We start from the raw sequence: 25,640 nt of genomic DNA on the forward strand, positions 1-25,640 counted from the left end.
AACCTGATCGGGCACCTGCGAAGTAGCTTTGGCGACCGGGTGGCGTTTGCATAGCCATTTGGCGACCGGGTGGCGTTCGCATGGCCATAGATCCATTCCATGGATCCTGTCTATGATTACTCCCTTAGGCTTGCGGTTCACCTGCCGCCCCAGGGTCCAAGTCGGTTATCGACTCAACTCATAGCCTGCCGAGTGAGCTGTGACATCAATCGGTGAGGGTTGTTTTTCGCCGTTAGCGAAACTCGCCATAGTCCAGGTGAGCGCCATCAACCCTTCATACTCGATCATGATAGCCTCAATATTGTCGTAATTGTCATCACTTCTGCACCCATCTCACAACGAATCGCGTCCGCTCAATGCTACTGACGGAGGGGTCTCTCCACACGAAGTACACATCTCAACAGGCCCTCCAGAACCATATCTCCGACAGGACCTGGCACCTACGTCGACGATACAGAACCGTCAAGGCTAGAGAGGATCTGACGACAACCTGACATTTCCCCCTGATCGGCGCTAGTGCTCATAGGGCCGACGGAGGACTTCATCAACTTGAGGCAAAGGGCTCGTCGGCGATCTCATTCGTCCAATCAGTAAGCCAGCGTTCAAAGTCAGCGACCGCCAGTGGCGGAGAAAGTACGAATCCCTGCAGTTCATCGCAGTTGATACGAGCCACGCTCTCATGCGATACCATGTTCTCAACCCCTTCGACGACGATCCGTAACCCGAGGTGATGGCCCATTTTTACCATCGAACGTATCACAAAGGACTCAGCCCCAAAACCATCCTGGCCCAAAAATGACCGATCGATCTTGACCTCATCGAGCGGGAGACGTTCGAGGTAGGCCAACGATGAATAGCCGGTGCCAAAGTCGTCCAGGCTGATTCTGACCCCCAAGGCGCGCAACTCGGTCAGGACCTGGGTCCCTTTTGCCTCGTCTGACATAATTGCTGACTCAGTGAGCTCGAGCGTCAACTGATCCACCGGCACCCCGGCCTCGCCAAGAGCGCTCATCACGCGCTCTGGCAGCGAAGGATCTGCGAGATCTCGAGCCGAAACATTCACCGCCATACCCAGGATCAATCCATGCTCTCTCCAGGTGGCTACCTGCCGAAGTGCAGTGATCAGCACCCAGGATGTCAGCTGCCGTATGATCCCCGTAGCTTCAGCCAACGGGACAAACTGATCCGGGCCAAGCAATCCAAGAGTGGGGTGCGCCCACCGCACAAGCGCCTCAACACCCACTACCAAACCGGTGTTTAAGTCAAGCTTGGGTTGATAATGCAGAAGCAGTTCATTGTTCTGGATCGCTCTTGGCAACTCGAGCAACAAGCCTGGAACCGTTGATTGTGCCCGATCTACTCTGGCATCGTAGGCAACCACTCCAACCGTCGTACGTTTCGCCTCATACATAGCCAGATCGGCTCGATGGAGCAGGGTCTGTGGATCCGTCCCGTGGTCGGGGAAACAGGCGATCCCGACGCTGGCACCGATCCAGATCGAACGGTTCGCGACGAGCAGAGGCTGCTCAAGCGAAGCGACAAGTCGCTTAGCTACCGTCCGAGCCCCCGCAACATCTCCCGAAGTGGTGAGCAAAGCGACAAACTCATCTCCTCCCAATCGAGCCACCAAGTCCGCCTCGCGCATGACGGAGGTGAGACAGGATGCTACCTGACGAAGTAGTTCATCACCCATATGGTGGCCGAGCGTGTCGTTGACATCCTTAAAACGGTTGAGATCGAGAAGCAAGACCGCCAGCGGTGTTGAGGTGCGCTCAGCGACTGCAATGGCACGCGTCAGATACTCTTCGAACTCAGCACGATTCGCCAATCCAGTGAGCATATCGTGAGTGGCCTGGAAGTGATCATGCTCGCGGAGCACTGCATTCTCGACAATGACCGTACTCTCTTGGGCCAGAACGCCCACAAGGTCACGATGTCGATGACCGATGACGCCGCGATTAGTAGGATCCGCGGCAATGACAACACCGACGACTTGGCCATTCAATCGACTCACCGGGATACACCAGCCGGCACCAAACCCCAAAAAGGTCAGAGCGCATGACATCTTCTCATCAAGAGCCATCTCCTGCAACAGACAGGGTCCAGCGGCGTCGCCACCTGCGAGAACGGAGGCTACTAGCTCTCCCGTGAGGGTACTACTCATTTCGCTGAGGATGGATGGGTCCACCCCGGAACCGGTGAACTCGGTAATAGAACCAGTGGCATCAAGCGCAACAGCAAGGGTGACTGTGTATCCAAGAGCACTGGATACCGCCCGTGCAAGTGCCTGGGCTACGCCCAAGGTCGAGGTGGCAAGCGACCCTTCAACCACAAAGTTGTGGACCGCCTCGGCAATGTCGAGGCGGCTGTTTTGTTCCTCGATCTGGCGGGCCAATGCGACAATTCCACCAAGTTGTACGCCCAATGCCGCCGCAAGACGGACCTGGTCCGGCTTGAAATCACAGGGCACCTGAGAGTCTGCAACCAGTACACCAAGTGGATGTGAGGCCTTTCCAACCGGAACGGCCATGATCGAGGCGACACCAAACTGCTCAGCCCACCAATCATCGTCGTAGGCTGAGCGCACAATGGGCATACCGTGCTCAAGCACCTCGATAACGACTGGAGGCGGATGGCTGGCCGCTACCGTCGTGCGAAACTGATCCCACTGCTCCGGCATTGTCATGCCGTCCGCAAAGCGTGACATGCGCGGCACGACTTGGCCGTCAATCACGAGAAATACGCTCACACGAGTACAACCAATTATCGTCGCCAGCCGCTCACAGGCCAACGCGAGGACGGGCCCGGTCCGGGTGGTGGCACCGACTAATTCAGCGAGTTGCAGGAAAAGTTCTGTCTGCGCGTCGAGCCCTAGGCCTGAGTCCTCTGCTGATTCATCCACGATCATCACCCACCTCGTTATCGTCGCGAGCTCTGGTACCTGAGAATCTCAAGCATGGCCATAAGCATCAACTGCAATCGCGCCATGAGACCGAGCCTATTACCTCCACTAAACATCGGATGTCACCGTGATAACCTAAAACTATTCTCTCCCAATGCACAAGACCCGTGCCCTCCAAACAGCGAATGGCATCCACCCAAGAGGATCGATCCACGAGCTATGGGGGGGGGAGAGAACCGCGCACGCTTGCGTGAAGGGAACTGAGTAGAGGCACAATAGCGAGCTTCTCCGATTCGCAGATATCAGGCCAACACCGTCCCGACTACATCAGGATTTATCGCTCGATCGTGTGCCAAGGTGTTATCCGGTTAGCGCGATCATCTCGCCACACCCCCGCTAGGAATGGCAGCTTTGGCCAACTTCCACCTAATAGGGCAGACAGTATCGCAGTACCAAAGCGACAAAATCAAGCTATCGATCTGAAACCACATCGGCGCATTATCTGTTTGGCACCATCAGCTTCAGCTCTCTTGTCGCGATGGACACATACCTACAGCCAATCCTGAGCTCGTTGTATTTATGAGCCCCAAGGTTGGCGACCAAGTTGATGCTGCTCACCCACGATTACTTCTGGCCAGTACCGGAGATAATCGACCTGTCCAAACCAACTTGAGGACGCGAGCACTCCCCGACGCCGCCAGAGGATCACCAATCTCGCGTCGTGAGCCACGTCAATTGGTCCGCGCCAAAGACGGCGATCGAGGCGGCTAGGAACCTCAACAATGCCATTACGCCACTCCAACCAATTCCTAGAGCGAACTCGACCTTCCACCGTTGACAACCCTTGTCACACACCATTGGCTCGTACAACGTGTCACGAGGCACCTTCTGGCGCATTGACCGATGACCGGGTTGCTGACTCTCGCTGGCGTGCAGTGCGTCTCTACCCGAGATAAGAAGACCGGGACCGATCTCCCACGCTGCGCAATCACGGTGTACGCAGACCTTCATAACCTCTCTCATCAAAGAGAGCATCGTTTGGACACTGGATCCAACTCAGCAAACAGCAAGAAACCAGCCTCACACCCCAACACTGAGACCTAGGGGACCCGAATGAGGAGAGACTCCCTTTCTGTTCAATAATCCAACGAACCGCAAAACACCTTCAATTACCACCAACGACGCTGACCAACCTAGGCTTAGAGCGATGTCAGGAATGATCGCCCTTGTGGGTTCAGGAGAATATCTCCCAGAGATGGCCGCTATCGAACGCCGCCTTCTCAACGGTGGGAGCCGCTACGTCCAAATTCCAACGGCCGCTGCACAGGAGGGGCCAGAACGCCTTAGCTACTGGATCGAGCTTGGTCGCCAGGCTGCCGTACGACTTGGCGTCACGCCCGTCACCGTCGCACCAAGGAGCCGGGAAGAGGCGAACGACCCCGAACTCGCCAAAGCACTCGACGATGCCAGTCTCATCTATCTCTCGGGTGGGAACCCAACATTTCTGGCGGACACCCTCCGCGACACCGTTATCTGGGAGGCCATCATCGCAGCCCATGAGCGCGGTGCTTCGATCGCGGGCTGCAGTGCCGGTGCGATGATCATGGGAGCCTGGATCCCGAGCCTTCGGAATCGTGGCTCCATGGGCCATCGGGGTTTAGGGCTCATTCCGCAGCTCAGCATCATCCCGCACTTCGACCGGTTTGTGCCGAAGTTGGGAACGAGCCTCGCCAAGCTCGCCCTCCGGCCACCAGAGGGCGTCGAAGTCGTGGGCATCGACGAACTCACCGCCCTAGTTGGCAGCACAACATCGATGACCGTCATGGGCAAGGGAACGGTGGTACGTCTCAATGAATCCCCTCCGCGTCGCCTTCGCGAGGGTGAGTCGCTCGAACTCTGAGCACTGGCTCGTGGAGGGCAATCGAGAGTGATCACGCACCGATTGCCATCGATTGGACCCAGCGATTGGACCCAGCGATTGGACAGGGTGGAAACCCAATCCCACCTTAGCGCTCCGACTAGCGTCAACCCAAACCGTTCTCGTGCAAGAACGCTCCCAATCGCAGGAGTTGGGCATCGTCAAACCTTCCACCCACCACGAATGACCCGCCTCCTCCTGGTATCAGCCAGGGGAGGTTGGCAGCCTCGAGCAGCTCCGCAACGATTTGGATCTCCCGTAGGCCATCGCCAGCAGGACCGAGCACGACCACCATCGCACCAACCTTGGCCAACCATCGATCGAGTTCCCTCACAAACAACAACGCGTCGGTCGCACCGATATACCCGCCGGGCTGATCGACCTCATTCGCTTCCAAAATCAGCTTCGAAAATGGCGCACCCTGTGCCTCCTCGACGCGAATCCCCAGTGCGAAGAGCTGCGAACGAAGGAGCTGTGCATTGGTTCTGCTCCCTGGATCTGCCGACATCTCCAGCACACCAAGCTGGTCAGGCCGCTTCGGTGTCACTGCAAAGCTCAACAAACTCTTGGGTTCGGAATGCGGGAGATAGCGAGGGTCACCGCTCACCCCTCGCGCTCGCAAGCGATCGAGCAGAAAGGCCTGCTCCGGTATGGTAGCTGCAAGAAAGCTGACTGCATGTCGACCCTGCGCTGGGCTACGAGCCGGTGTCAGCCCTAGGGTGGGACGATAGGAGGCCAATCCACATCGAGCCCGCCACAACATTCCAAGAAGATCCCCTGCCACAAGTGAGGCCTTGATCGCGCCAGAGAGGTGGCTTTGGAGCAATGGATCCTGACTCCATGATTGGTCGTTGGCACCACATGATTGGTCGTTGGCACCACCTTGATCGACCACCGCGCCCAACGTCGCAGACACCCCATCAAGGAGAACGGATCCCACTACGAGCGCCCCCTCCTTTGCGAGCGCAGAGATCGCGGTACCTGGTGGCAATGCGAACTCACGGTCCGCCCCCGGACTCCCGTTCGCTTGCCACGCCTGATCATCTACGATGATCGGCACCCCCGCCAGCGCCGGCATCCAGGAACCGGGGGGATACGCACGGTCAAACTCGATTGCCTCAGTCTTTGCCTGTTCGATCCTTGATCGCTGCAACTCCACGCCATTCAAGGCACCAAGGGCAGCCTGGAGCACCTCGCAGGCGCTCAACTCTCCGCGCTGGCGCGCTTCGATCAGACGGAAAAGTGACTGATTCTCAAACTGGTAAAGGTACGGAACCGTCGGCAAGTTGCTCGGCCATCACCCAGCCAAAGACGATCAGTGCCTGTCCCTCTTCAGGTGCGCAGCACTCAAAGACCTCCTGGTAGGGGGTCTCGACGGGGTCTCCCAGACGATAGGCGACATAACCATACTGTTCGCCATCGCTGACCGCTAGCGAACTGCGGTCATCGAGTCCATGGTCAAGGCCAAAACGCTTTGCAAGTCGGCGCGACCACGCCCGTTCCTCGCCCGTTGGGCGGTGTCCAGGACGGGGCACGACGTCAGAGAGGCCATTGAAGATCTCATAACCATTCGGTGAGATCAACTTGACTCCGACCAGCACGTCCTCGTCTGGAAAAGCAAGAAGGGCCCGCGAATACGCCTCGTGAAGAAGCGCAGCGAGCAGTTCCCGCTCTCGGTCCTTTGGTTGTGTGACGATGAGGTTGATCAGGATACATGGAGTACCCCCGATACGCTCGAGCGTAAACATCATTCCCCCCAGAAGGGAATCCCCCTCTCGTGCGAGTGACGACAGCACCCATTCCTCTCTCTGTTTCGAGAGGAAACCTGCGCTGAAGGCTGCACCCTGCAGATCACTGACGGCAGCGAACTCTTCGAGTTCGGCATCGTCGAGTGCGTCACAATCCTTTGTAGTCAGTTCGATTGCCATCAAACACGCTCCCTTTGGATCGGCTGGAAACAAGTCTAGTCGGCCAAACGCACGAGCTGACCTCATGGTATTAGACCAGCTCCCGCCGCCCTACACTCGATAGCAAAACGGAGACCAACGAAGGAAGGACACCGCAGTGACCGAAGGCCTTACTCAGCTCGGGACACCCACGCAGTACCGCTATGAGGACCCGAGCCCGACCATGCTTGAGGCGTTCCCGAATCCTCATCCTGGAACGGACTTTGTCATCCGGCTCATCGCAACCGAGTTCACCAGCCTCTGCCCAATTACCGGTCAACCCGATTACGGCTCGCTCGTGATCGACTATATCCCCGCTCGCCTCTGCGTCGAGAGCAAAAGCCTCAAGCTCTACTTGGTGAGCTATCGCAACCATGGCTCGTTCCACGAGTCCTGTGTGAATACGATCGCTGATGATCTCAACAATCTCCTCTCCCCCAAGTTTCTCCGGGTTTTTGGCGACTTCAACCCCCGTGGGGGCATCGCTATCAAACCGATGGTGGAGCGTCTCGCCCCCACCGCCTCCCGGTCCGATGCTCTTGCCCTCATCGCGAGCTATAGTCAGGTTGCCTCGCTCGCATGAGCAGATCGTTCACCCAAGCGCAGAAGGCCCCTTGTTGAAGCGCCTCTCCTGGGGCGCCTGGCTGGCCCTTGGTGCCTACATCGGTGCCATCGTCGGCTCCAACTGGATGATCGCCCACATCGGAACCCCGATTCCTGGCGCCCATGTTCTCCCTGTTGGCTTCGGCCTCGAGGCGCCATCGGGGGTCTATCTGGCGGCGGTCGCCTTCGTCGCACGTGACTACGTCCAGCGCCTCGCTGGTCCAAAGGCCGGCATCGCCGCTATCTTCATCGGTGCGCTCGTCTCCGCACTCGTTTCTACCCCACAGCTTGCCGTCGCCTCAGGCGTCACCTTCCTCCTCTCTGAGTCAACTGACTTTATCATCTTCACGCCGCTACAGCGCTGGAACTTGGCCGCCTCGGTCCTCATCGCCGGTCTCTTCGCCGAGGTTGTCGACTCCGTCGTCTTCTTGACGCTGGCTGGAATCCCACTCGGTGTGGCCCTGGAGGGTCAGCTCGTTGGCAAACTGTGGGTGATCCTGTTAGGCACCGCACTGACATGGTATCTCCGACGACGCCCATCGCTTCGGTTCTCACATCGCAATCTTGATTACGACCGGAGTTGACCCCCGCTCGCAGAGAGACAGCCCCCGGCGAACACTAGACTGACCTGCGGTGAAGGCGAGTACACAGGGGTTTCTAGCGTTGGCTCTCTCCTCGGCAATCTGGGGTGGGATGTACGTTGCGAGCGATGCGCTCATGCGCACGATGCCGCCACTCGTGGTGCTCGAGTTCCGTGAAGGTATCTCTGCGATCATCCTGTTGTTCATCGCAGCTAGAGGTCGACAACTTCACATCGCACGACGAGACTACCTACCCATGTTCGGCGTAGGCGTCATCGGCTTTAGCGTCTCCATTGGATTCCAATTCTATGGAACCCACGCCGCTGGCGCCGCGCTCGGCTCCCTCGTCACCGCCTCCTCGCCGATCCTGATCGCCCTGCTCGGTGCCTTCATCCTTAAAGAGCATGTCCCTCTGCGACGCTGGCTCGCCATCGCAGTCGCCTTCGTCGGTGTCATTGTGATCGTCGGGACGCCCGCACCCGGGAAAGACACCACCCTCGGTGTCTCGCTGCTGCTGGTGGCAGCGGTGTGCTGGTCGCTCTACACCATCGGATCCACCTCGCTGCTGAACCGCTACAGTGCCCTGACGGTAGTCACCCTTGCTTGCACCGTAGGCGCGATCACCTCGCTCCCCTTCGCCAGTTTCGCCTACCTCCATGCACGCCATCCACTCCCGATGAACCTCGCCCAGTGGGGGGAGGTTCTCTACATCAGCGTGATCGGCATGGCACTCGCCTTCTTCCTCTGGGTATGGGGATTCAAACACGTCAGCGCCTCACGCGGTGGCGTGCTGTTGCTCTTCCAGCCCCTCGTGGGTATTATCCTCGGGGTCGTACTCCTCGGCGAGACGATCGCCATCGGAACACTCGCTGGCGCCATCCTCGTCTGCGTCGGGGTCACCCTCGCCGTCTTGGAGCGCAAGCCACCGCTCGCGCTGGAGCCAACCCCCTAAGGCAGGTAACTGTGCAGCTGCAAACACAGATAGATCTCGACCATCGGAACAGCAACCGGACCGACGCGCCAGGCTCAAGAGCAGCGATCGCCACCCAACCGATACCAGCGCAGACACACGCTTGCTTTGCCCCTGCTTCAGAATCCATCCGTCGTCGCTCTTCGGCGACGACGCTACGGCACCACGCCGACAACCGCCAGTGAGCGGCCAGGAGACTAGGAAGTCCGTCCGCCTCGATCGAAGGTCAGGTAGCAGGCTTGGTCCGCTCATCCTCGATCCGCGAGCGGGCGCCCTCCTCGCCATCACCGGCGATCTCCCTCACCACTTCGACACCGACAACCCCGGCAACTACCGGTCACTCATGGCAGCTGGGGTTTTGGTCCCCTCATCTCGATCCGCTACCCCAAGCGTCTCGGTCGTGATACCAACACGCAACCCTCCCGCTGATAGCTTCAATTCCCTCGTACAAACTCTCGCCACCTCCCCTTGGGTGAGTGAAGTCATTATCGTTGACGACGCCTCCGACCACCCGATCAGGGTCGACAACGCCCTCATCCTGCGCAACGAGGTAACCCTCGGCCCGGGCGCCGCACGCAATCAGGGTGCACAAAGGAGCACGAATGAGGTGCTGCTCTTCATCGATGCGGATATCGTCAGCGTCGATGAAGAGCTCTGCTCCCTCCTCAAATTGCTCACCCACCGCCAGATCGTCGCGCTCGCTCCACGGGTGATCGAGGAAGAGCACCCCTCACCCCTCGATCTTGGCCCCTCACCGACGATCGTCGATGGCCAACACCTCAACCATCTTCCAGGTGCCGTCCTTGCGATCGATAGACGACGCTTCGAGGCCGTTGGTGGCTTTGCGGAGGATCTGCGCCTCGGTGAGGATGTCGATCTGATCAACCGCATCTGCTCCCCCGACTACTTGGCTATCTACGCACCGGGCAGCATCTGCGTCCATCACTCCCAACCCTTGCTAACCCGACTCATCAAGGCTGCCATGTACGGGTACTCAGTCGGTCATCTCCGCAAGAGGACAGCGCTCACACTCACTCCACAGCTAAAGGATGCCCCTTTTCTCGCCCTAGTCACTCTTGCACCCTTCGCGACGGCGACACTCACGGCCCTCCATCTCACCTTCCGACTCAGGAACCGCCTCACTCGCGCTCAACAGATCAGGGCTTCGATCCTGCTTCTCGACCAGCAGATCCTTGCCAATGCATCGCTCATCGTACGCCAGTTCGGGCTCCCCATGGCGCTGTCATCGCTCATCTCGAGACAGCTGCGACGTTCCTTCACGACCGCGACGGTCATCGACGTTCTTCATCAGGGACCTACCGCGACGCTCTACGATCTGGCCTACTCACTTGGACTTTGGCTATCGATCGCACTCGAAAATTGACCCCCGCCCCCAAGACGATTGGACCCACACCACCGACGCCACTCGCAGCAGTCAACGATGGAGGCCCATCGGATAATGGAATACCTACACCATCGTCGATGCTATTGGAAGGCCTCTCGCAACCCTCAGGGGGGAGCCAGATACGTAGCGGATGGGTGAGGAGTGTCGCAACACGAACTGCGTCGTTATGGTGCAGCGATTGGACCCACACCACCGACAGCGGTAACCTGGAAAACCTCCGAGGCGCCAGTCAGATGCAAGGCAGCGGCGCTGGCACCACCTGTGACCCCTTGAGCAAACAACAGCAGGGCACCGTTGGAGGCAACACAGGCCTAATCACCGATAGAGAAGTAGGAGTTCTTCGGTGTGCCGAGATTGTAGATGGTTCCGCTTTGGCCAGCGACAGTGCACGAACCTCCCTTGCGAATCTCCTCTCCATAGACGTGGGTCATCCCGATCAATGCCTGGGCGTTGACGTATTGCCCGTTGAGATGATGAATACCCTCTGGGGTGGCAAAAGTCTCCGAACTGACGCTGGACAAGCCAGCAACGGTTCCGTATCCCTTGCCATCGACGTCATAGGTGGTCACCGCTGGCGAACTAGTCTGCAACCGCCAATCGGTGAGTGAGTGGACAGAGCCAGTGAAGGTGACGGTCGCTCCGCTCACAGCAACCGAGTAGGTGAAGGCATAATTCGTGTAACTAGCCAGCTTCGCGAGTGAAAAAGCTACGCCACTAGTAGGTGCCGAGGAGGACGAATTCGACGACGACGGCGTGTTCGACGATGGTGTCTTCGACGATGAAGTGGGTTTTGACTTCGCCGACGAGGGGTTGGTGCTGGTCGCGGTGGCTCCGGTCGAGCCACAGGCTGCGAGTGAGAACGCGAGGGCCCCACTGGTGATCCCGAACATAAGAGAACGCTGAAGATGCATATTGCTACAATAGCGTTCAACTTGTTATTGCGAGCACCGTAGAGACAACAATTTGGCCTAATCTGTGCCCTCTGGGCGCCGCAAGGCGCCTCCAGAGGCTCAGGTGAATCGACTCGCCCCCCAGCTGGTAGTATTCGCACATGGATGGAGAGGTTACGATCGAGACGGTGCTCGACGCGTTCGTTCGCGATCAAGAGAGTCGAGTCTCAGCCCGCACGATGCGCAACTACATCGATGTCATTACCCTCCTTCGTCACTCGTTGAACGGTTACGCCTATCAGTCGCTTGACGAAGCTGACACAAAACGCTTTCAAGAGGCGCTCAATGCGGGTGATTATGAGGCGTTCTGCCACCTCTTTGGCCCAGAACATATCCCTGAACACTTTGGAGAGTTCCTCGGATACTTCATGGTCAAGAAGGTGCTGGCCAGCCAGGAGGTGCTGCGATCGGCCGCGACGGTCACAAAGAAGCTCGCCATTTGGTTATACGAACAGGGCTATGTGAGCGAAGAGGAACGGGACCTCGGTCTGGACCGGGCAGCTGCTGCGCGTGATCTCCCTCGCGCCGAACGCCTCGCCGAACTGCTGTATCGACAGTGCGGAAACGCTCCAACCTTTAACCTCAATGACAGAGACTCCGACGATCTCATCGAGGACCTCCTTACGATTGAGCGCGTCGAACCCGGCGCGTTGTACTTTGCGGGAGGGATCGGCCCTCTCGCAGTCTCCGAACAGGCCTCGGCACTCGCCAAGGTCGGCTGGGACGTCTACCTCACTCTCGTACGCGTCGATGGAACTTGGTGGGCAATCGAGGTCGGCAACGTCTATGCGATGTGATGAGCTCCACAGTCTGGGGTAGAAGTAAGGGACAAATCTCCACGCACACCAGCACAACTTGCCCAATCGATTGCCAACATCAAAGAAGCGAACGCGAGTAGAGGCAGCCAAACGCTGTGGCGTAACGAACCAACGATGAACAATCTTCTCCATAGCCGCATACCACGTTTCTCTCTTGGCGAGTTGGTAACCCCTTGCGCGACCAGCTGCCGCCGGGTTCACGTGAAAGTGGATTAGGGTCCCTTGCTGGTTCAACTCTCAATTGTTGGTCCTCCGCACCAACGTCAAAGAGGTGCTGGACTCAGGGTGGGTCAAAATCGCCATCCTCAAGATTGAGCTCAGCCCTCGCGGGGTCGAGAATTACCACTACCACTACCGCGAACAAGTCCATCTACAACCCACCGGGAGGACCTAAACCCTCCCTATCACTCGAACCCAGAAGAGAGGGATAGCGTATCGCTGTCGCACAGCTAACGTCGCGGCTCAATCGAACGGGTCGGTACCACCACATCCCGGCGAAGGTACTCGGCAAAGAGGGGCACACTGAAGGCTGTCTCGCCATAATCGCTGGACCAGATCATCCCCTTACCCATAAGGCGTCCACGAATCGGCGCGGCTCGCTGTAGGGTCATGCCAAGAGCGCTGGCAACATCACTCGATCGATAGGGTCCTGGTCCCAGATCGGCCATAGCGCGAAGATACTGTCTCTCTTGAGCGGTCAACCTACCCATGCGAACGCCAAAGAAGGACTCATCCAACTTCGTCTGTACATTCCGGTCTGCGCGCATGACATCCTCGCGGGAGATGATCGGCCCCGCAGCAGTATTCCAGACGCCAAACCCCCACTCCTGCAGGAAATAGGGATAGCCCTGCGAGCGCGCCAAGATCTCGTCCACGGCCATGCCGTCGAATCTGATGCCGGATTGTTCAGCGGGAACTACAAGAGCACGCGTGGCGTCACTCGTATCAAGGGACCCGATCTCGACGAATTGAAAGAGTCGTTCAGCGTAGGTCTTCACGTCGCCCGCCTTTCCCTTGATAGTTGGGAGACCGGCACCCACAGCCATCACCGGCAGCTTGAGCTGTGAACATCGATGCAGCCCCATAATGAGGGCGCGGAACACATCATCGGGGAGATTCTGTAGTTCATCGATTGCAAGAACTACTCCACGTCCATGTTCACGGGCTGCTTCCCCAACGGCTACGAAGAGATCCACGAAGTCTTCCCTGAGATCACCAGAATCTCCGGTGCCACTCAAGGGCTCCACATCAAGTCCAAGGGTTACCCCGCGTGGGGCAAAGGTAACGCGGACAGAGGCGACGACTCGCAGGGCGATGGCTAATGCCCCTCGCCCCCAGCTATCCTGAGGTGCCAACTTATAGAGAGCACTTCGCATCCGGCGCGCCAGTACATCAGGCGTGAGAGTATCCTGGTCGGCCTCTAAGTGTTCCGCAATCGCACCAGCGGCCGCGGCCTGGGTCTCAAATACATTGAGAAGCACCGTCTTGCCTACTCCACGAAGACCAACGAGTACCGTACTCTGCCCAGGCATACCCCGAACCAAGCGCTTGGCGGTACTCCCAAACCCTTCGATCAGGCCGTCACGGCCGGTGAGTTCGGGTGGTGGAGTCCCAGCCCCAGGGTTGTACGGATTCTCCGCCGGATTCATATATAAAGTTTACCACAGTTTACTAGGCTCATCATGGTTTACCATGTTTATCAGATCCACTCGGTCCGCCAAAGCACTGAGACACGGGGAACGCCTACGCCACCAAAGTGGACCGGGTCCGAGGGGACTTCCACATCCAATCGGCAGGGATGGAGGCAACGAGGCGTTGCGGCTGACTCCAGCTCCACGCTTGTCACCTATGGCCAGCTCCACTCCGTCGGCGCAGCCAGTCTGCCAAGGGAAGTCACTCCCGTGCAAGATCGTGCTCAAGGTAACCAAGGTCTGGCTATGACGGGACATCGGCTCCAGCGCGGCGATACCTCTTCGTGCGCCACGCCTAAACGCAATTCATGCTTGTTGCACGTCGGGCCGTTCCATCTCCCGCCTAGCGCAATCCCTCCTGCCAACGCAACCCAAACCGACACGCTTCACGGGCAGCGGTCGTTGGTGAGCATCAAGCGATGCATCAACAACCGTTGAACTCGCGTTCGACACCGTCCTGACAGGCAAAATAGCTCTCAAGAGATGCCGAGATCGCACGAGTTGATAACTCTGTCATAGGAGGCTCTTGCTCGCAACGGTCGGTACCGACTCCCCAAACCTAGGGTGCCCAGCGTCTTGGATCTTCAATCTTCGAGATCGGGGTTCAAACTCACCACCACACCTGTTAAGTCGTGCAGTTCTTGACGATAGCGCTTGAGCTGGGCGACGACAGAGTCAATCGATGCACCACCTGCCACAGAACGACGACGTACCGCGGCATCTGCCTCGATCAGCGACATCGCCTCCTCCCCAAGCTGAGGGTGAGCTCCCACTAGTTCGCGCAGGGGTACCCTACGCTCGAGGGAGTCACGGACAAGGCCAGCGGCGATCCCGTGAGCCCGACGAAACGGCACTCCGTTGGTCACCAGATACTCTGCGATGTCGATGGCTTGGAGGTACTCCGATGATGCGGCTGCCCGCAGACGCTCGTAGTCAAAGGTCATGGTCGAGACCATGCCGTGAAAGGCTACGAGTTCACGAATCATCTGCTCAACCGAGTCAAAGAGTGGCTCCTTGTCCTCCTGGAGGTCACGGTTATAGGTCAGAGGAGTACCCTTAAGGGTGACGAGCAGCGAGACGAGATTGCCGATATAGCGGCCAGTCTTTCCCCGCGCAAGCTCTGCGATATCGGGGTTCTTCTTCTGGGGTAGCATGGAGGAGCCGGTCGAGTAGGAGTCATCGAGGCGGAAGAAGCCAAACTCCTCGGTGGTGAACATCACGATCTCCTCGGCAAAGCGAGAGAGATGAACGCCGAGCAAGGCGATGTCAAAGAGGACCTCCACGACGAAGTCCCGATCAGAGACCGCATCGAAGCTGTTCATAAAGGCGGCGGCAAAACCGAGCTCAGTTGCGGTGAACTCCGGGTCAATCGCCAACGTGGTGCCAGCGAGTGCTCCGGCACCCAATGGCGAGACATCCATACGGCCATAGGTCGCGAGCAACCGGTCCAGATCACGGCGAAGCGCCCAACCATGTGCGAGGAGGTAATGGCCTATCGGTACCGGCTGTGCCCGCTGTGTATGGGTATAACCAGGCATGACCGCATCCCCCGCTGCCTCAGCGACATCGGCGATCATCGTAAGAAAGTCAACCACCCCCTGAGCGATCGCAAAGATCGCACTGCGGCTATAGAGACGCAGATCAAGGGCGATCTGGTCATTGCGAGAACGCCCAGAGTGTAACTTGGCACCTGCATCACCGATCAGCTCCGTCACCCGCCGTTCAACGGCGGTGTGGATGTCCTCATCAGAAGGGAGAAACTGGAAACTTCCAGTCTCGAGCTCCGAGTAGACGCTATCGAGTGCCTCTAGGAGGGAGACACTCTCCTCCTCAGTGAGCAACTTGGCGCGCGTCAGTCCAAGAACATGGGCTCGGGATCCTTGAATATCGAAACGCCAGAGCTTCTGATCGAAGGAGAGGCTCTCTGTGAAGGCGAGTAATGCATCCGCAGGGGGTGCGCTCAGTCGGCTCTGCCATAGGGTCATGGCTGTACTCTACCCTGTCGCTTTGACCAAGTCTCAAGTCCTAACCCGAAGATCTTCACAAATCCCTCGGCATCGAGGTGATTAAAGGTGTCAGCCCTGGCATAGGTAGCGAGCTCATAGTCATAGAGGGAGAGCGGGCTCCGCCGTCCATCCACAACAAACCCATTCGGGGAGAACCGCACCCGCACCTCACCGGTGACGACGGTCGATGCCTCCTCCATGAAGGCATCGAGGGCCATACGCAGCGGGGAGTACCAGAGGCCGTCGTAGACGAGCGTCGCCCATTGGAGACCCAGCTCAATCTTCGCATGAGCAAGCTCGCGCTCTAAGGTGATATCCTCGAGCTGGCGATGTGCCTCAAGGAGCACCGTCGCCGCCGGAGCCTCATAGACCTCACGCGACTTGATACCCACTCGACGGTTCTCCACCATGTCGATACGGCCAATCCCGTAGCTCCCAGCGATCGCGTTCAAACGGGTAATGAGGAGATAGAGGGGAAGCTCCTCCCCATCCAGGGAGACCGGAACCCCCTGGTTGAACCCGATGATCACACTCTCTGGAACCGAACCATGGGGAAGGGTATAGGCATAAATATCTGATGGTGGGGAGTTCCAGGGATCCTCCATCTCGCCGCACTCGATCGCGCGTCCCCAGAGGTTCTGATCGATCGAGTAGGGATTCGCCCGGTTGGCATTGATCTGTACCCCGTGTGCAAGTCCATAGTCGATGGAGTCCTCACGGGCGAACCCCCACTCACGCACCGGAGCAAGGACCTCAAGGTCAGGGGCAAGGGTGCGGATCGCCACCTCAAAACGCACCTGATCATTTCCCTTGCCGGTACAACCGTGAGCGACGGCATCCGCTCCATAGCGCCGGGCTACCTCAACAAGGTGCTTGGAGATGATCGGACGAGAGAGGGAGGAGACCAGCGGGTACCGGTTCTCATAGAGAGCTCCAGCGCGAATCGCGCGGGCGATGAACTCATTGGCGAACTCATCTTGGACCTCAACGACCTCTGCCACCTTAGCGCCGGTCGCGAGGGCGCGAACTCGTACCTCCTCGAGGTCCTCCTGCTGACCGACGTCGACCGAACAGGCGATGACCTCGTACCCCTTCTCGACCTGCAACCACTTCAGTGCAACTGAAGTATCTAGTCCCCCGGAATACGCGAGCACTACCGTCTTTGCCATCACATCTCCTCTTACTCACTAGGCCCTCAAACGGACCTGACCGTCTCACAACTCTGTTCCACAGTACCTACCTACGCCCGGCGACACCCCGACGATCCGCGCCAAGCCTGCCGGTATGCCCCTCAACGAGATGAGTGTCGTAACCACCAGGGTCAGAATTGACAACTCGGCGCCCAATCGCTCAGGTTGGTGAGCAATCGGATCAGCGAGGATAGACATCACGCCAGTCCTCTACCCGCCAGTCCTCTACTGGTCAATCCTCAACACGCTATTACCCATCGCGTCATGACGAATCACGCTATTACCCATCGCGTCATGACGAATCACGCTATTGCCCATCGCGTCATGACCAATCATGTCATTGCCACTCCATCGAGCGGTGCGCCCAGGCGAGAACGCGCTTGGCCTATCCAGCCAACCAACAGCGCACCCCACAAGTGATGGTGGCACGCCGCTGGAACCTGATAGACCGCCCATCCCTGGCAAGACCTCCTGTCAAATCTCAAGCCCTGATGGCACCTAACCCTCACCCAGGCAAACCAGCCACCTCTCGCATGAGCTTGGCCAGGTGATCACCCCCCATCGGCTGATCGGCGAGCACCAGGACGGTATCATCCCCTGCGACCGTGCCGAGTACTCCGTCCGGGCGTGTGCGATCCAAAGCCGAGGCGACAACATGAGCACATCCTGGCGGGGTCTTTAACATCACTAGATCACCAGAGTTGACGACCTCCACGACCCACTCACCAAGGACCCGCTTCAAGTACCCCTCGGTGCTGATCTGATCTCTCGGCAGATCGGGGATGGCGTAGATGCTGGCACCGCCAGGACCCTTCACCTTGATGGCACCGAGCTCGTCTAGGTCCCTTGAGACCGTCGCCTGGGTAGCGGTAATCCCCTCATCGGCCAACATGTCCACAAGCTGCTGCTGTGCTGAGATCGGTGCCTGGCTGATCAGCTTGGCGATGCGATACTGACGTTGGTTCTTTGCCACTAGTCCTCCTCACTGATGAGCCAAAAGAGTCGTTCCATGGCCACCAATCGATTCCTTGCCTGTGCCCACACCACCGAACGCTCTGAGTCGATCACCGAGGCTGCAATCTCCATGCCGCGGTGCGCTGGAAGACAGTGCATGACAAAGGCATCCTCTGGAGCACTGAGTAGCAACTCCTCATCGATCGCGAACCCTTCGAACTCATCAGTCGTCCCCGTTGCCCCCATCGAGATCCATGCATCGGTATAGAGAACGCGAGCCTCACGGACCGCAGCACTCGGATCATCGGTCAGCTCTACCCTGGCCTTGGAGCCACAGAGCTCCCGGTAGGTCTCAAAGGCCGCGACGTCCTCAATCCCGAACTGATGGCCATTGGGTGCCGCGATAGTGATGTCCCAACCGACGGCGATCGCCGCCTTGGTGAGTGATCGAGCGACGTTGTTTGCATCCCCTAGGTAGGCGATTCGAAGGTTCGGCAGGGGATCTTCGGGTTGCACCCCGATGTGCTCGACGATGGTGATGAGGTCGGCTAGAGCCTGGGTCGGGTGGGCCCAGTCGGTGAGGAGGTTCACCATCGGTCGCTCGTATGCTCGTGCCACCTCCGCCATGCGCACAAAGGTGCGATGGCTGCGAAGGCGTGCCCCGATCAGTTGGTGATGTTCACAGAGAAGGTGAGCGACGTCCTCGGCGCTCTCACGGGAGTCGATGCCGATCTCATCGCCGACGAAGAAGACCGGGAGCGCCCCCACGGCATAGGCCGCGCCAGCGAAGGCCGACCGGGTTCTGAGCGAGGGATGCTCAAAGACGCCAGCCATCGTCGCCCCGACGAACTGGTCAGATCCAAGCCCCAGAGAACCCCCATCGCCTACCGGTGAACCCTGATCTGCGAGGAGCTCGGTCACCTCGGGATGCAAGTCATCCACCGATGCTCCGGAGGCAGAAGAATCTCCTTGGGCTGTGAGTGCCGCTCCCTTGGGTTGGGAGACTGAGGAGTCCAGAGGACCTCGACCCCCATCAGCCCCCGACAGAACACCCTCGCCCGAAGGATGCACGAGCCATAGGATCTGCTCAACCGAGAGTGCATCGATATCGTCGATGATCATTGGAGGGTCTCTGTGAGGACACCAGCGAGAATCTCACAGCCCTGGTTCAGCTCCGGCTCCGAGATCGTGAGTGGCGGCAGCAGTCGCAACCGGTCCGCCTTCGGAGCATTGAGGATGAGGCCAGCCGCAAAGGCCTTAGTCACTACATCCTTGGCAACAGGTGCCGCCAACTGCAGACCCAACATCAACCCTCTCCCCTCAACGTTGGTCACTCCAGGCAGAGGTTTGAGGAGAGGAAGGGCGAGATCACCGAGGTGACGAACACGTTCTGGCATCGACGAACGCTGCATGAACTCGATGACCGCAACCGCTGCGCTACTCGCGATCGGATTACCCCCAAAGGTCGACCCATGGTCACCGGGAACAAAGGTCGCACCTACCTCAGGCTTGGCCACCAGCGCTCCGATCGGGATACCGTTGCCGAGAGCCTTCGCGAGCATAAAGATATCTGGCACAATCCCGTAGTGGGAGGAGGCGAGCCACTCCCCTGTTCGACACAACCCAGTCTGGATCTCGTCGGCTACCAAAAGGATGTCAAGCTCACGTTGAGCGGTGATCAACGCCTCGGCGAAGTCATCGGCGAGCGGATAGACCCCAGCCTCACCCTGAATTGGTTCGAAGAGAACGGCACCGATCGCTGGATCCTTGAGGGCATCACCAAGTGCCCCCACATCGTTGAGGGGCACCTGGATAAATCCCTCGAGAAGCGGCGCAAACGGTATCCGTTTGGCCGGTTGCATCGTCGCTGACAGCGCTCCAAAGGTACGACCATGGAATGAGTCACTCAACACCACGACCTTTGGCCGATCCGGAAGTGCCCGTCGTAACAGCTTCAGGGCGGCCTCCACCGCCTCCGCACCCGAGTTACAGAAGAAGACACCCGCATCCTCAAAGGGTGCGATCTCCCCGATCTTTGCGGCAGCCGCTAACCCTGGAGGAGTAGTGAAGAAGTTAGAGGTATGGAGCACTCGTCCAAGCTGGTTGGTAAGCGCCTCCCCGATCACTGGATTTGCGTGCCCGAGCGAGGTGACCGCAATCCCAGAGAGAAAGTCCAAGTACTTATGACCCGCATCGTCATAGAGCCAGCTACCCTGTCCTCGTACAATGTTAGCCATCGGTGCCCCATAGAGCCCGAGAAGCGTTCCCGTCATTGCGATCCTCCCTCGATCATCGTTCCGACACCCTCATCAGTCAATAACTCCAACAATAGCGAGTGAGGGACCGTCCCGTCGATCAAATGGACCCGTTCGACTCCACCTGTCGCAGCACCGAGTGCTGCGGCGACCTTCGGGATCATCCCACCTTGAATCTGGCCACCCTCGATCAGGCGCTGCACCTCATCAACACCGGCCCTTGCGATCAGACTCCCCGGATCATCTACCTCTTCGAGGAGACCAACAACGTTGGTCAGGAAGATCAACTTCGCTGCCCCAAGTGCAACCGCAAGTGCAGCTGCAAAGGAGTCAGCGTTGACGTTCAACAGTCCTCCGCCCACCTCCACGCCAAGACTCGCCACCACCGGTACGACCCCAGCCTCGACCAGCTCCGTGACCACCTGGCTCTCGACCCGTCGAATCTCCCCAACAAAGCCGAGCTCCTCTGAGATCCTCGTCGCGATCGCCAGTGAGCTGTCGGCCCCTGAGAGTCCAACGGCCGCAGCACCCTGATGACCAAGAGCGGTTACAATAGCCGGATTGACGGTGCCAAGGAGTGCCATGCGCACCACCTCAAGCATCGCCGCATCAGTCACCCGGAGTCCATGCACAAACGAGGGTGTGAGACCAAGACGATCGGCCAGCTCATCGATCTGGGGCCCCCCTCCATGGACAATGACCGGGCGCATCCCGACCGAGCGCATCAGCGCGACATCCTCGGCCAACTCCGTGAGTGATGCTGCCTCATCACCAAGCACGTTGCCTCCATACTTGATGACGATGACCTGGTCATGGAAGCGGCGAATGTAGGGCAACGCCTCGACCAGGGTGCGTGCGCGAAGGTGTGGGTCTGATGTGATCACGAGGTTCCCCGGTTCTCCTCAAGATAACCATGCCCAATGTCAGCGGTTAAGACTTCCACGCTTTCAGAACCTCTACCTAAGTCGATCTCGATGACGATTTCGCGCTCTTGCATACGATGATCGAGTCGACGCCGATCTGCCACGCTCAGGCGTGCACTCGCATCGAGTCCGCCTTCGCAAACCCGTATCCCTTGATAGGCCACAGAGACAGCACTCATATCGGCCTCGGGCAGAGCGTTCCCAACCTCTGCCAGCACCCGCCCCCAGTAGGGATCACTCCCAAGCAACGAACACTTCACCAGCAATGAGCTTGCGACCCTGCGAGCACACGTTTCGGCCTCGGAGACGGTTGCACCTCCACTCACCCTCACTCGTCCCACCTTGCTCCCGCCCTCAGCATCGGAGACGATCGCATACGCCAGCTTCGCAGCCACTTCGAGGAGGCTCTCCTCGAAGTCCGGGCCAGGTTCGCTACCCACCTCAGAGGCCAGCAGGACAACCGTATCGTTGGTAGAGGTGCAACCATCGATGGTGATCCGGTTAAAGGTCTGATCGACAACCCAACCGAGCGCACTCTGGGCTCTCTCCGGCGTAAGGGTCGCATCAGTCGTGAGCACGCAGAGCATGGTGGCCATATTGGGCGCGATCATCGCCGCCCCTTTGGCCATCCCACCCACCCGGAAACCATCACCGACCGCCTGCGCCTCCTTGGCAAAGGTGTCGGTGGTGCGAATCGCATGGGCTGCGCGCTCCCCCGCATGGGGATCGGTGCCGAGCTCAGCGGCGAGCAGCGCAAGACCTGGTTCAATCCTCTCGATGGGGAACGGGATCCCGATCAGCCCGGTCGAACAGACGAGGTACTCAGACTTCTCGCCCCCAAGGTTTGCAACCGCCAGTGAGGTCATGAGCCTTGCCGCATCCAGTCCGGCCCCACCAGTGAGTGCATTCGCATTGCCCGAGGAGAGCACCACTCCTCTGATGCGACCCTTCGACGTACGGAGGTGATCTCGTGACACCTGCACCGGTGCAGCCGCTGCCGCGCTCTTGGTGAAGACCGCAGCACCAACATGGGCTCCCCCGTCGGAGAAACCAACGAAGGCCAAGTCCAGAGCACCGTCTCCCTTGATCCCTGACGCCACGCCAGCAGCTCTGATACCCTCTGGGAAGGTCACACTCATGGCCACACTCCTAACTGATCGAGTCCGAGCTCCTCAGGCCAACCCTGGGAGACGTTCAAGGCCTGGATCGCTTGACCCGCGGCTCCTTTGACGAGATTATCGATCACGGAGATCACCACATAGCGGTTGGTTCGCGGATCATAGACAGGATGGATCGCGATGAAGTTCGTACCCAAAACCTCACGGGTTCCTGGTGGTCTATCAACAACCCGAACAAAGGGCGAGTCTGCATAGATCTCACGATAGAGCTCCAGCAACCCCTCCCCCATCAACGGCTTTGAACCCTCCATCGGTACTGCATAGGAGGTCGCCAGGATCCCGCGTGTGATAGGAGCAAGATGCGGGGTGAAGAGGACCCTCCTGCCTAGGTTCATCTCCATCTCGCCCGTGTGGCGGTGATCGAGAAGTCCATAGGTCGAGAGGTTCTCATTCACGCTGACAAAGTGCGTCGAGGCCTTGAGTCCCTTACCCGCTCCTGAGACACCAGAGTAGCCGTCAACAATGACTAGCTCGTCACCGATACACGACCTCGCAACAAGTGGCCACAATCCGAGGCTCGCAGCCGTCACATAACAACCTGGAACTCCAATGAGTCGGGCACCAACGAGTTCTGCACGTCGAACCTCCACAAGCCCATAGACACTCTCTTGCAGTAGATCAACGGCCTTATGCGGCGTGCCGTACCAGAACTCGTACTCACCTGGATCCTTGAATCGGAAATCAGCACCAAGGTCGATGACCTGAACACCACGCCCTAGAAGATCAGGTGCCAACTCCTGGCTCAATCCATGAGGTAACCCAAGTATGACGGTCTCTGCCCCATGGAGATCAGACCCCAGCGTTTCCACGACGAGCCCTGACCGATCGGCCCCAGCACCCGGGAGAATCGCACTCAACGGCTCCCCAGCCGCGTCCTGCCCCTGCACCGCGACCAGATCTAGGCGCGGATGTCCAAGCGCAAGCTGACAGGTCACCTGCCCCACATAACCAGACGCACCTACGACCGCAATTCTCATAGTCCATAAGTATAAGTTCTCACGTATATTCATACAGCACAAGAAACGATTAAATACTTTCCGGTTAAGATGACAGACGACAAAGGAGTGCCAATGACCTTCATCCAAGCCTATGAACAGATGTGGCTCAACTACACCAACTTCCGCGGGCGTGCGAACCGCCCTGCCTACTGGAAAGCCGTGGCCGTCAACCTAGTCCTCTCGATCATCTTCCTATTCGTCACCGGGCACTCATCGGCCGCGACTACCATCGCCGACCTCTACAGCCTGGCCGCCTTCATCCCTGGTCTCGCGCTCACCATCCGACGCCTCCACGACACCAACCGTAGGGGCTGGTGGTGGCTGATCATCCTCATTCCAATCGCTGGACCCATCACTCTTCTCGTCCTTCTTGCAATGCGTTCCTACCCATCAGCGAATGAGTGGGGATCGCCGCCCGCGCAAGGATATACCCAGAACACCTAAATGGCTGAAAGTAAGTCGCTATATCGCTGCTCAGACCGTGACCGGTGTCGCCTCCACGATGACGTTGTCGGCATAGGAGCCACCCACACCGGGGATCTCGGTGAAGGGGCCACCACAGGTGACGAGGGCCAAGGTTGGGGGACCCTGGTTGGTGAAGAGCTGGGGATGAGCCACCGTGTTGGGGGAGAGGGTTGGTTTGGTGGTGATGCGCCAGGTGGTCTCGTGTCCACCCCAGTTGAGGATCACCTGATCTCCGGGAACGAGTTGACCGATCTCACCGAGTGCTCCCTCGCCTTGGCCCACCCAGTTCACGTGGCCTGCGAGAAGGGTGACACCGGACTCTCCCGGGGTTGGGGTCTGTTCATCCCAGCCTACGTTATGAACATCTGGGGGGATGGTGAGTTCTCCATTGGCTGCGCCCTCAGCAAGGATTGGGGCGGGGATGGAGATGGTGGCGACCTGGTTGGGAAGGGTCGGGTTCCAGGGGACTGAGGTGTAGGTGGGGGTGGTGGGTTTTGTCTTGGCGAGCTTGATGGCTCGTTGGTGATCCTTCACCGTTGGGCGGTGGATCTGGGCTTTCGGGGAGCTATGGATCCCCTCATAGGTCAAGACTCCCCCGACGATGATCGACGATAGCAATCGCGGGGAGGAACCAACCTCGACTCCTCCCCGGAACTCGCGAGTACTTAAGCGACCTCGCCCACGTCAGGAAGCTCCTTCTTACCTCTGCGCTTACGCTCCAAACCCAAGAAACTCAACCCTGCAATACCCAGCCCAGCAAATGAGAGCCCAACCGGTAGAGTCCCATTTGTAGACGACGGAGGCGTCGGCGGACCGGTGACAAGCTTGACAGGTGTGGGCACGACTTTCGAGGACTTCGTAATCGGCTTCACGACATGCACGGGGGAAGTGACAGGCACCTTGACAGGGACCGTGACAGGGACCGTGACAGTCGAAGGGTTAGAACTCACTGGAATCCCAGTTGTAGTAACTGCAGTAGCGCCACCTGTATCCGTCACATTACCATTCGTGATATCCACACTGGTCACCACGTAGGTACCAGTACAAGTCACGCTAGCGTTCGGCGCAAGAGAGCTCACCGGACAGGAGACCGGGCCAGTCAAAGCCTCACCTGGTACCGATTGTGTATCGGTGATCGAAAGATGATCAATGGTAACAGTACCGGTGTTGGTAACATCGAAGTCATAGGTAATCACCTGACCAACATGGGTAATCGGGTCAGGCGAACCAGAAGCCTCAAACTTCTTCAGCACGATCCCAACAGAAGACACCACCGAAACTCTAGTAATTGGAGCAGCCACTACTCTGATGACAACCTGGTTCGAGGTCACAACACCGGTGGTCGCTGACGTGGCAGTCGTGCCGTAGGCGGTGTAGGCGGTGTTGGTGATGGTGCCAGGAGCGGCATCGTTGGCGATGGAGAAGTCAATGGTGATGGTGCCAAGGCTCGATGAGGTCAGGGCATAGACGGTCGAACCGTTATTGGTGAAGGTGCAACTCACTGTGCCACTCGTACCAGAGAGCGAGCTCGGGGTGCAGGTCTCGGTGAGCGCGGAGGCAGCACCGGTATCGGTATAGCCCGTATAGGTAAGGCCAGCCAAGGTCGGGAGCGGATCGGTCACGGTGATGGAGTCACCCACACCAAGGGCACCGGTCGCGCTCGGGTTCAAGGTGTAGTAGCCAAGCGTCGTACCGCTACCACCGGTCGGGGTGAAGGTCAGTGCGCCCTGGCCCGAGGTGGAGCCATTCAGGCTCTGGTCCTTGCTGATCGAGAGGGTCGGGGTAGCTGGGCTGCCGACGGTGATGACAACCTGGTTCGAGGTCACAACACCGGTGGTCGCTGACGTGGCAGTCGTGCCGTAGGCGGTGTAGGCGGTGTTGGTGGAT

Annotated in this window: 22 protein-coding genes and 1 pseudogene; 7 read left to right on the forward strand and 16 right to left on the reverse strand. The window is 58.6% G+C overall.

The features are described from left to right. Positions 1 to 165: 165 nt before the first annotated feature. Both M7Q83_RS10830 and M7Q83_RS10835 read right to left on the reverse strand, forming a co-directional pair. Positions 166 to 288 (reverse strand): hypothetical protein, encoded by a 123-nt coding sequence (locus M7Q83_RS10830; protein WP_298338442.1) that lies wholly within the window; start codon positions 286 to 288, stop codon positions 166 to 168. 256 nt (positions 289 to 544) lie between these two features. Next, on the reverse strand, positions 545 to 2,908 hold the full coding sequence (locus M7Q83_RS10835) for an EAL domain-containing protein (protein WP_298338445.1): 2,364 nt from the start codon (positions 2,906 to 2,908) through the stop codon (positions 545 to 547). Between the two features lie 1,201 nt (positions 2,909 to 4,109). Here M7Q83_RS10835 and M7Q83_RS10840 point away from each other — a divergent pair. Continuing rightward, entirely contained in the window at positions 4,110 to 4,802 is a 693-nt protein-coding gene (locus M7Q83_RS10840) for a Type 1 glutamine amidotransferase-like domain-containing protein (protein ID WP_298338448.1), read from the forward strand. Positions 4,803 to 4,926: 124 nt separating this feature from the next. On the opposite strand, the gene M7Q83_RS10845 is transcribed toward M7Q83_RS10840, so the two are convergent. After that, positions 4,927 to 6,105 (reverse strand): hypothetical protein, encoded by a 1,179-nt coding sequence (locus M7Q83_RS10845; protein WP_298338451.1) that lies wholly within the window; start codon positions 6,103 to 6,105, stop codon positions 4,927 to 4,929. Beyond that, a complete protein-coding gene (locus M7Q83_RS10850; RefSeq protein WP_298338456.1) occupies positions 6,074 to 6,748 on the reverse strand; it encodes a hypothetical protein in 675 nt (224 codons plus the stop codon). The genes M7Q83_RS10845 and M7Q83_RS10850 overlap by 32 nt, the downstream gene beginning before the upstream one ends. Positions 6,749 to 6,884: 136 nt before the next feature. Between M7Q83_RS10850 and queF the strand changes: the two genes are divergently transcribed. The 4 genes from queF (at position 6,885) to M7Q83_RS10870 (ending at position 10,304) form a co-directional block, all read left to right on the forward strand. Next, a complete protein-coding gene (gene queF, locus M7Q83_RS10855; protein ID WP_298338459.1) occupies positions 6,885 to 7,349 on the forward strand; it encodes a preQ(1) synthase in 465 nt (154 codons plus the stop codon). Between the two features lie 34 nt (positions 7,350 to 7,383). Continuing rightward, complete coding sequence (locus tag M7Q83_RS10860; RefSeq protein WP_298338461.1) at positions 7,384 to 7,953, forward strand: VUT family protein; 570 nt, start codon at positions 7,384 to 7,386, stop codon at positions 7,951 to 7,953. Between the two features lie 49 nt (positions 7,954 to 8,002). Further along, positions 8,003 to 8,902: a DMT family transporter gene (locus M7Q83_RS10865; RefSeq protein WP_298338464.1), complete on the forward strand. Its 900-nt coding sequence runs from the start codon at positions 8,003 to 8,005 to the stop codon at positions 8,900 to 8,902. 199 nt (positions 8,903 to 9,101) lie between these two features. Then, entirely contained in the window at positions 9,102 to 10,304 is a 1,203-nt protein-coding gene (locus M7Q83_RS10870) for a glycosyltransferase (RefSeq protein WP_298338467.1), read from the forward strand. A 332-nt stretch (positions 10,305 to 10,636) separates the two neighbouring features. Here M7Q83_RS10870 and M7Q83_RS10875 read toward each other — a convergent pair whose 3' ends face one another. Then, entirely contained in the window at positions 10,637 to 11,236 is a 600-nt protein-coding gene (locus M7Q83_RS10875; RefSeq protein WP_298338469.1) for a hypothetical protein, read from the reverse strand. Positions 11,237 to 11,376: 140 nt separating this feature from the next. On the opposite strand from M7Q83_RS10875, the gene M7Q83_RS10880 reads away from it, so the two are divergent. Beyond that, complete coding sequence (locus tag M7Q83_RS10880; RefSeq protein WP_298338471.1) at positions 11,377 to 12,072, forward strand: hypothetical protein; 696 nt, start codon at positions 11,377 to 11,379, stop codon at positions 12,070 to 12,072. 470 nt (positions 12,073 to 12,542) lie between these two features. On the opposite strand, the gene M7Q83_RS10885 is transcribed toward M7Q83_RS10880, so the two are convergent. From M7Q83_RS10885 to argC, 9 genes are all read right to left on the reverse strand, one after another. Next, positions 12,543 to 13,742 carry an ATP-binding protein gene (locus tag M7Q83_RS10885; RefSeq protein WP_298338474.1) on the reverse strand — a complete coding sequence of 400 codons (1,200 nt, stop codon included), beginning with the start codon at positions 13,740 to 13,742 and terminating at the stop codon, positions 12,543 to 12,545. A 626-nt stretch (positions 13,743 to 14,368) separates the two neighbouring features. Continuing rightward, complete coding sequence (argH, locus tag M7Q83_RS10890; RefSeq protein WP_298338477.1) at positions 14,369 to 15,769, reverse strand: argininosuccinate lyase; 1,401 nt, start codon at positions 15,767 to 15,769, stop codon at positions 14,369 to 14,371. Then, positions 15,766 to 16,959: an argininosuccinate synthase gene (locus tag M7Q83_RS10895; protein WP_298338484.1), complete on the reverse strand. Its 1,194-nt coding sequence runs from the start codon at positions 16,957 to 16,959 to the stop codon at positions 15,766 to 15,768. Before M7Q83_RS10895 ends, argH begins: the two co-directional genes overlap by 4 nt. Positions 16,960 to 17,485: 526 nt before the next feature. Continuing rightward, on the reverse strand, positions 17,486 to 17,953 hold the full coding sequence (gene argR / locus M7Q83_RS10900) for an arginine repressor (protein WP_298209023.1): 468 nt from the start codon (positions 17,951 to 17,953) through the stop codon (positions 17,486 to 17,488). Beyond that, the gene (locus M7Q83_RS10905) at positions 17,953 to 19,056 is read right to left on the reverse strand and encodes a hypothetical protein (RefSeq protein WP_298338487.1); all 1,104 of its coding nucleotides are present in this window, start codon (positions 19,054 to 19,056) and stop codon (positions 17,953 to 17,955) included. Before M7Q83_RS10905 ends, argR begins: the two co-directional genes overlap by 1 nt. After that, on the reverse strand, positions 19,053 to 20,207 hold the full coding sequence (locus tag M7Q83_RS10910; RefSeq protein ID WP_298338490.1) for an aminotransferase class III-fold pyridoxal phosphate-dependent enzyme: 1,155 nt from the start codon (positions 20,205 to 20,207) through the stop codon (positions 19,053 to 19,055). The genes M7Q83_RS10905 and M7Q83_RS10910 overlap by 4 nt, the downstream gene beginning before the upstream one ends. Beyond that, on the reverse strand, positions 20,204 to 21,073 hold the full coding sequence (gene argB / locus M7Q83_RS10915) for an acetylglutamate kinase (RefSeq protein WP_298338493.1): 870 nt from the start codon (positions 21,071 to 21,073) through the stop codon (positions 20,204 to 20,206). Before argB ends, M7Q83_RS10910 begins: the two co-directional genes overlap by 4 nt. Continuing rightward, a complete protein-coding gene (gene argJ / locus M7Q83_RS10920; protein ID WP_298338496.1) occupies positions 21,070 to 22,251 on the reverse strand; it encodes a bifunctional glutamate N-acetyltransferase/amino-acid acetyltransferase ArgJ in 1,182 nt (393 codons plus the stop codon). The genes argB and argJ overlap by 4 nt, the downstream gene beginning before the upstream one ends. Continuing rightward, entirely contained in the window at positions 22,248 to 23,267 is a 1,020-nt protein-coding gene (gene argC, locus M7Q83_RS10925) for an N-acetyl-gamma-glutamyl-phosphate reductase (RefSeq protein ID WP_298338499.1), read from the reverse strand. Before argC ends, argJ begins: the two co-directional genes overlap by 4 nt. 93 nt (positions 23,268 to 23,360) lie before the next feature. On the opposite strand from argC, the gene M7Q83_RS10930 reads away from it, so the two are divergent. Then, positions 23,361 to 23,732, forward strand: a complete 372-nt coding sequence (locus M7Q83_RS10930) for a DUF805 domain-containing protein (protein ID WP_298338501.1) — start codon at positions 23,361 to 23,363, stop codon at positions 23,730 to 23,732. Positions 23,733 to 23,762: 30 nt separating this feature from the next. On the opposite strand, the gene M7Q83_RS10935 is transcribed toward M7Q83_RS10930, so the two are convergent. After that, positions 23,763 to 24,371 carry a class F sortase gene (locus tag M7Q83_RS10935; RefSeq protein ID WP_298338504.1) on the reverse strand — a complete coding sequence of 203 codons (609 nt, stop codon included), beginning with the start codon at positions 24,369 to 24,371 and terminating at the stop codon, positions 23,763 to 23,765. Between the two features lie 47 nt (positions 24,372 to 24,418). Next, positions 24,419 to 25,640 (reverse strand): annotated as a pseudogene (locus tag M7Q83_RS10940) (hypothetical protein); the annotation flags it as partial.

This window comes from Ferrimicrobium sp., assembly GCF_027364955.1.
Lineage (GTDB): Bacteria > Actinomycetota > Acidimicrobiia > Acidimicrobiales > Acidimicrobiaceae > Ferrimicrobium.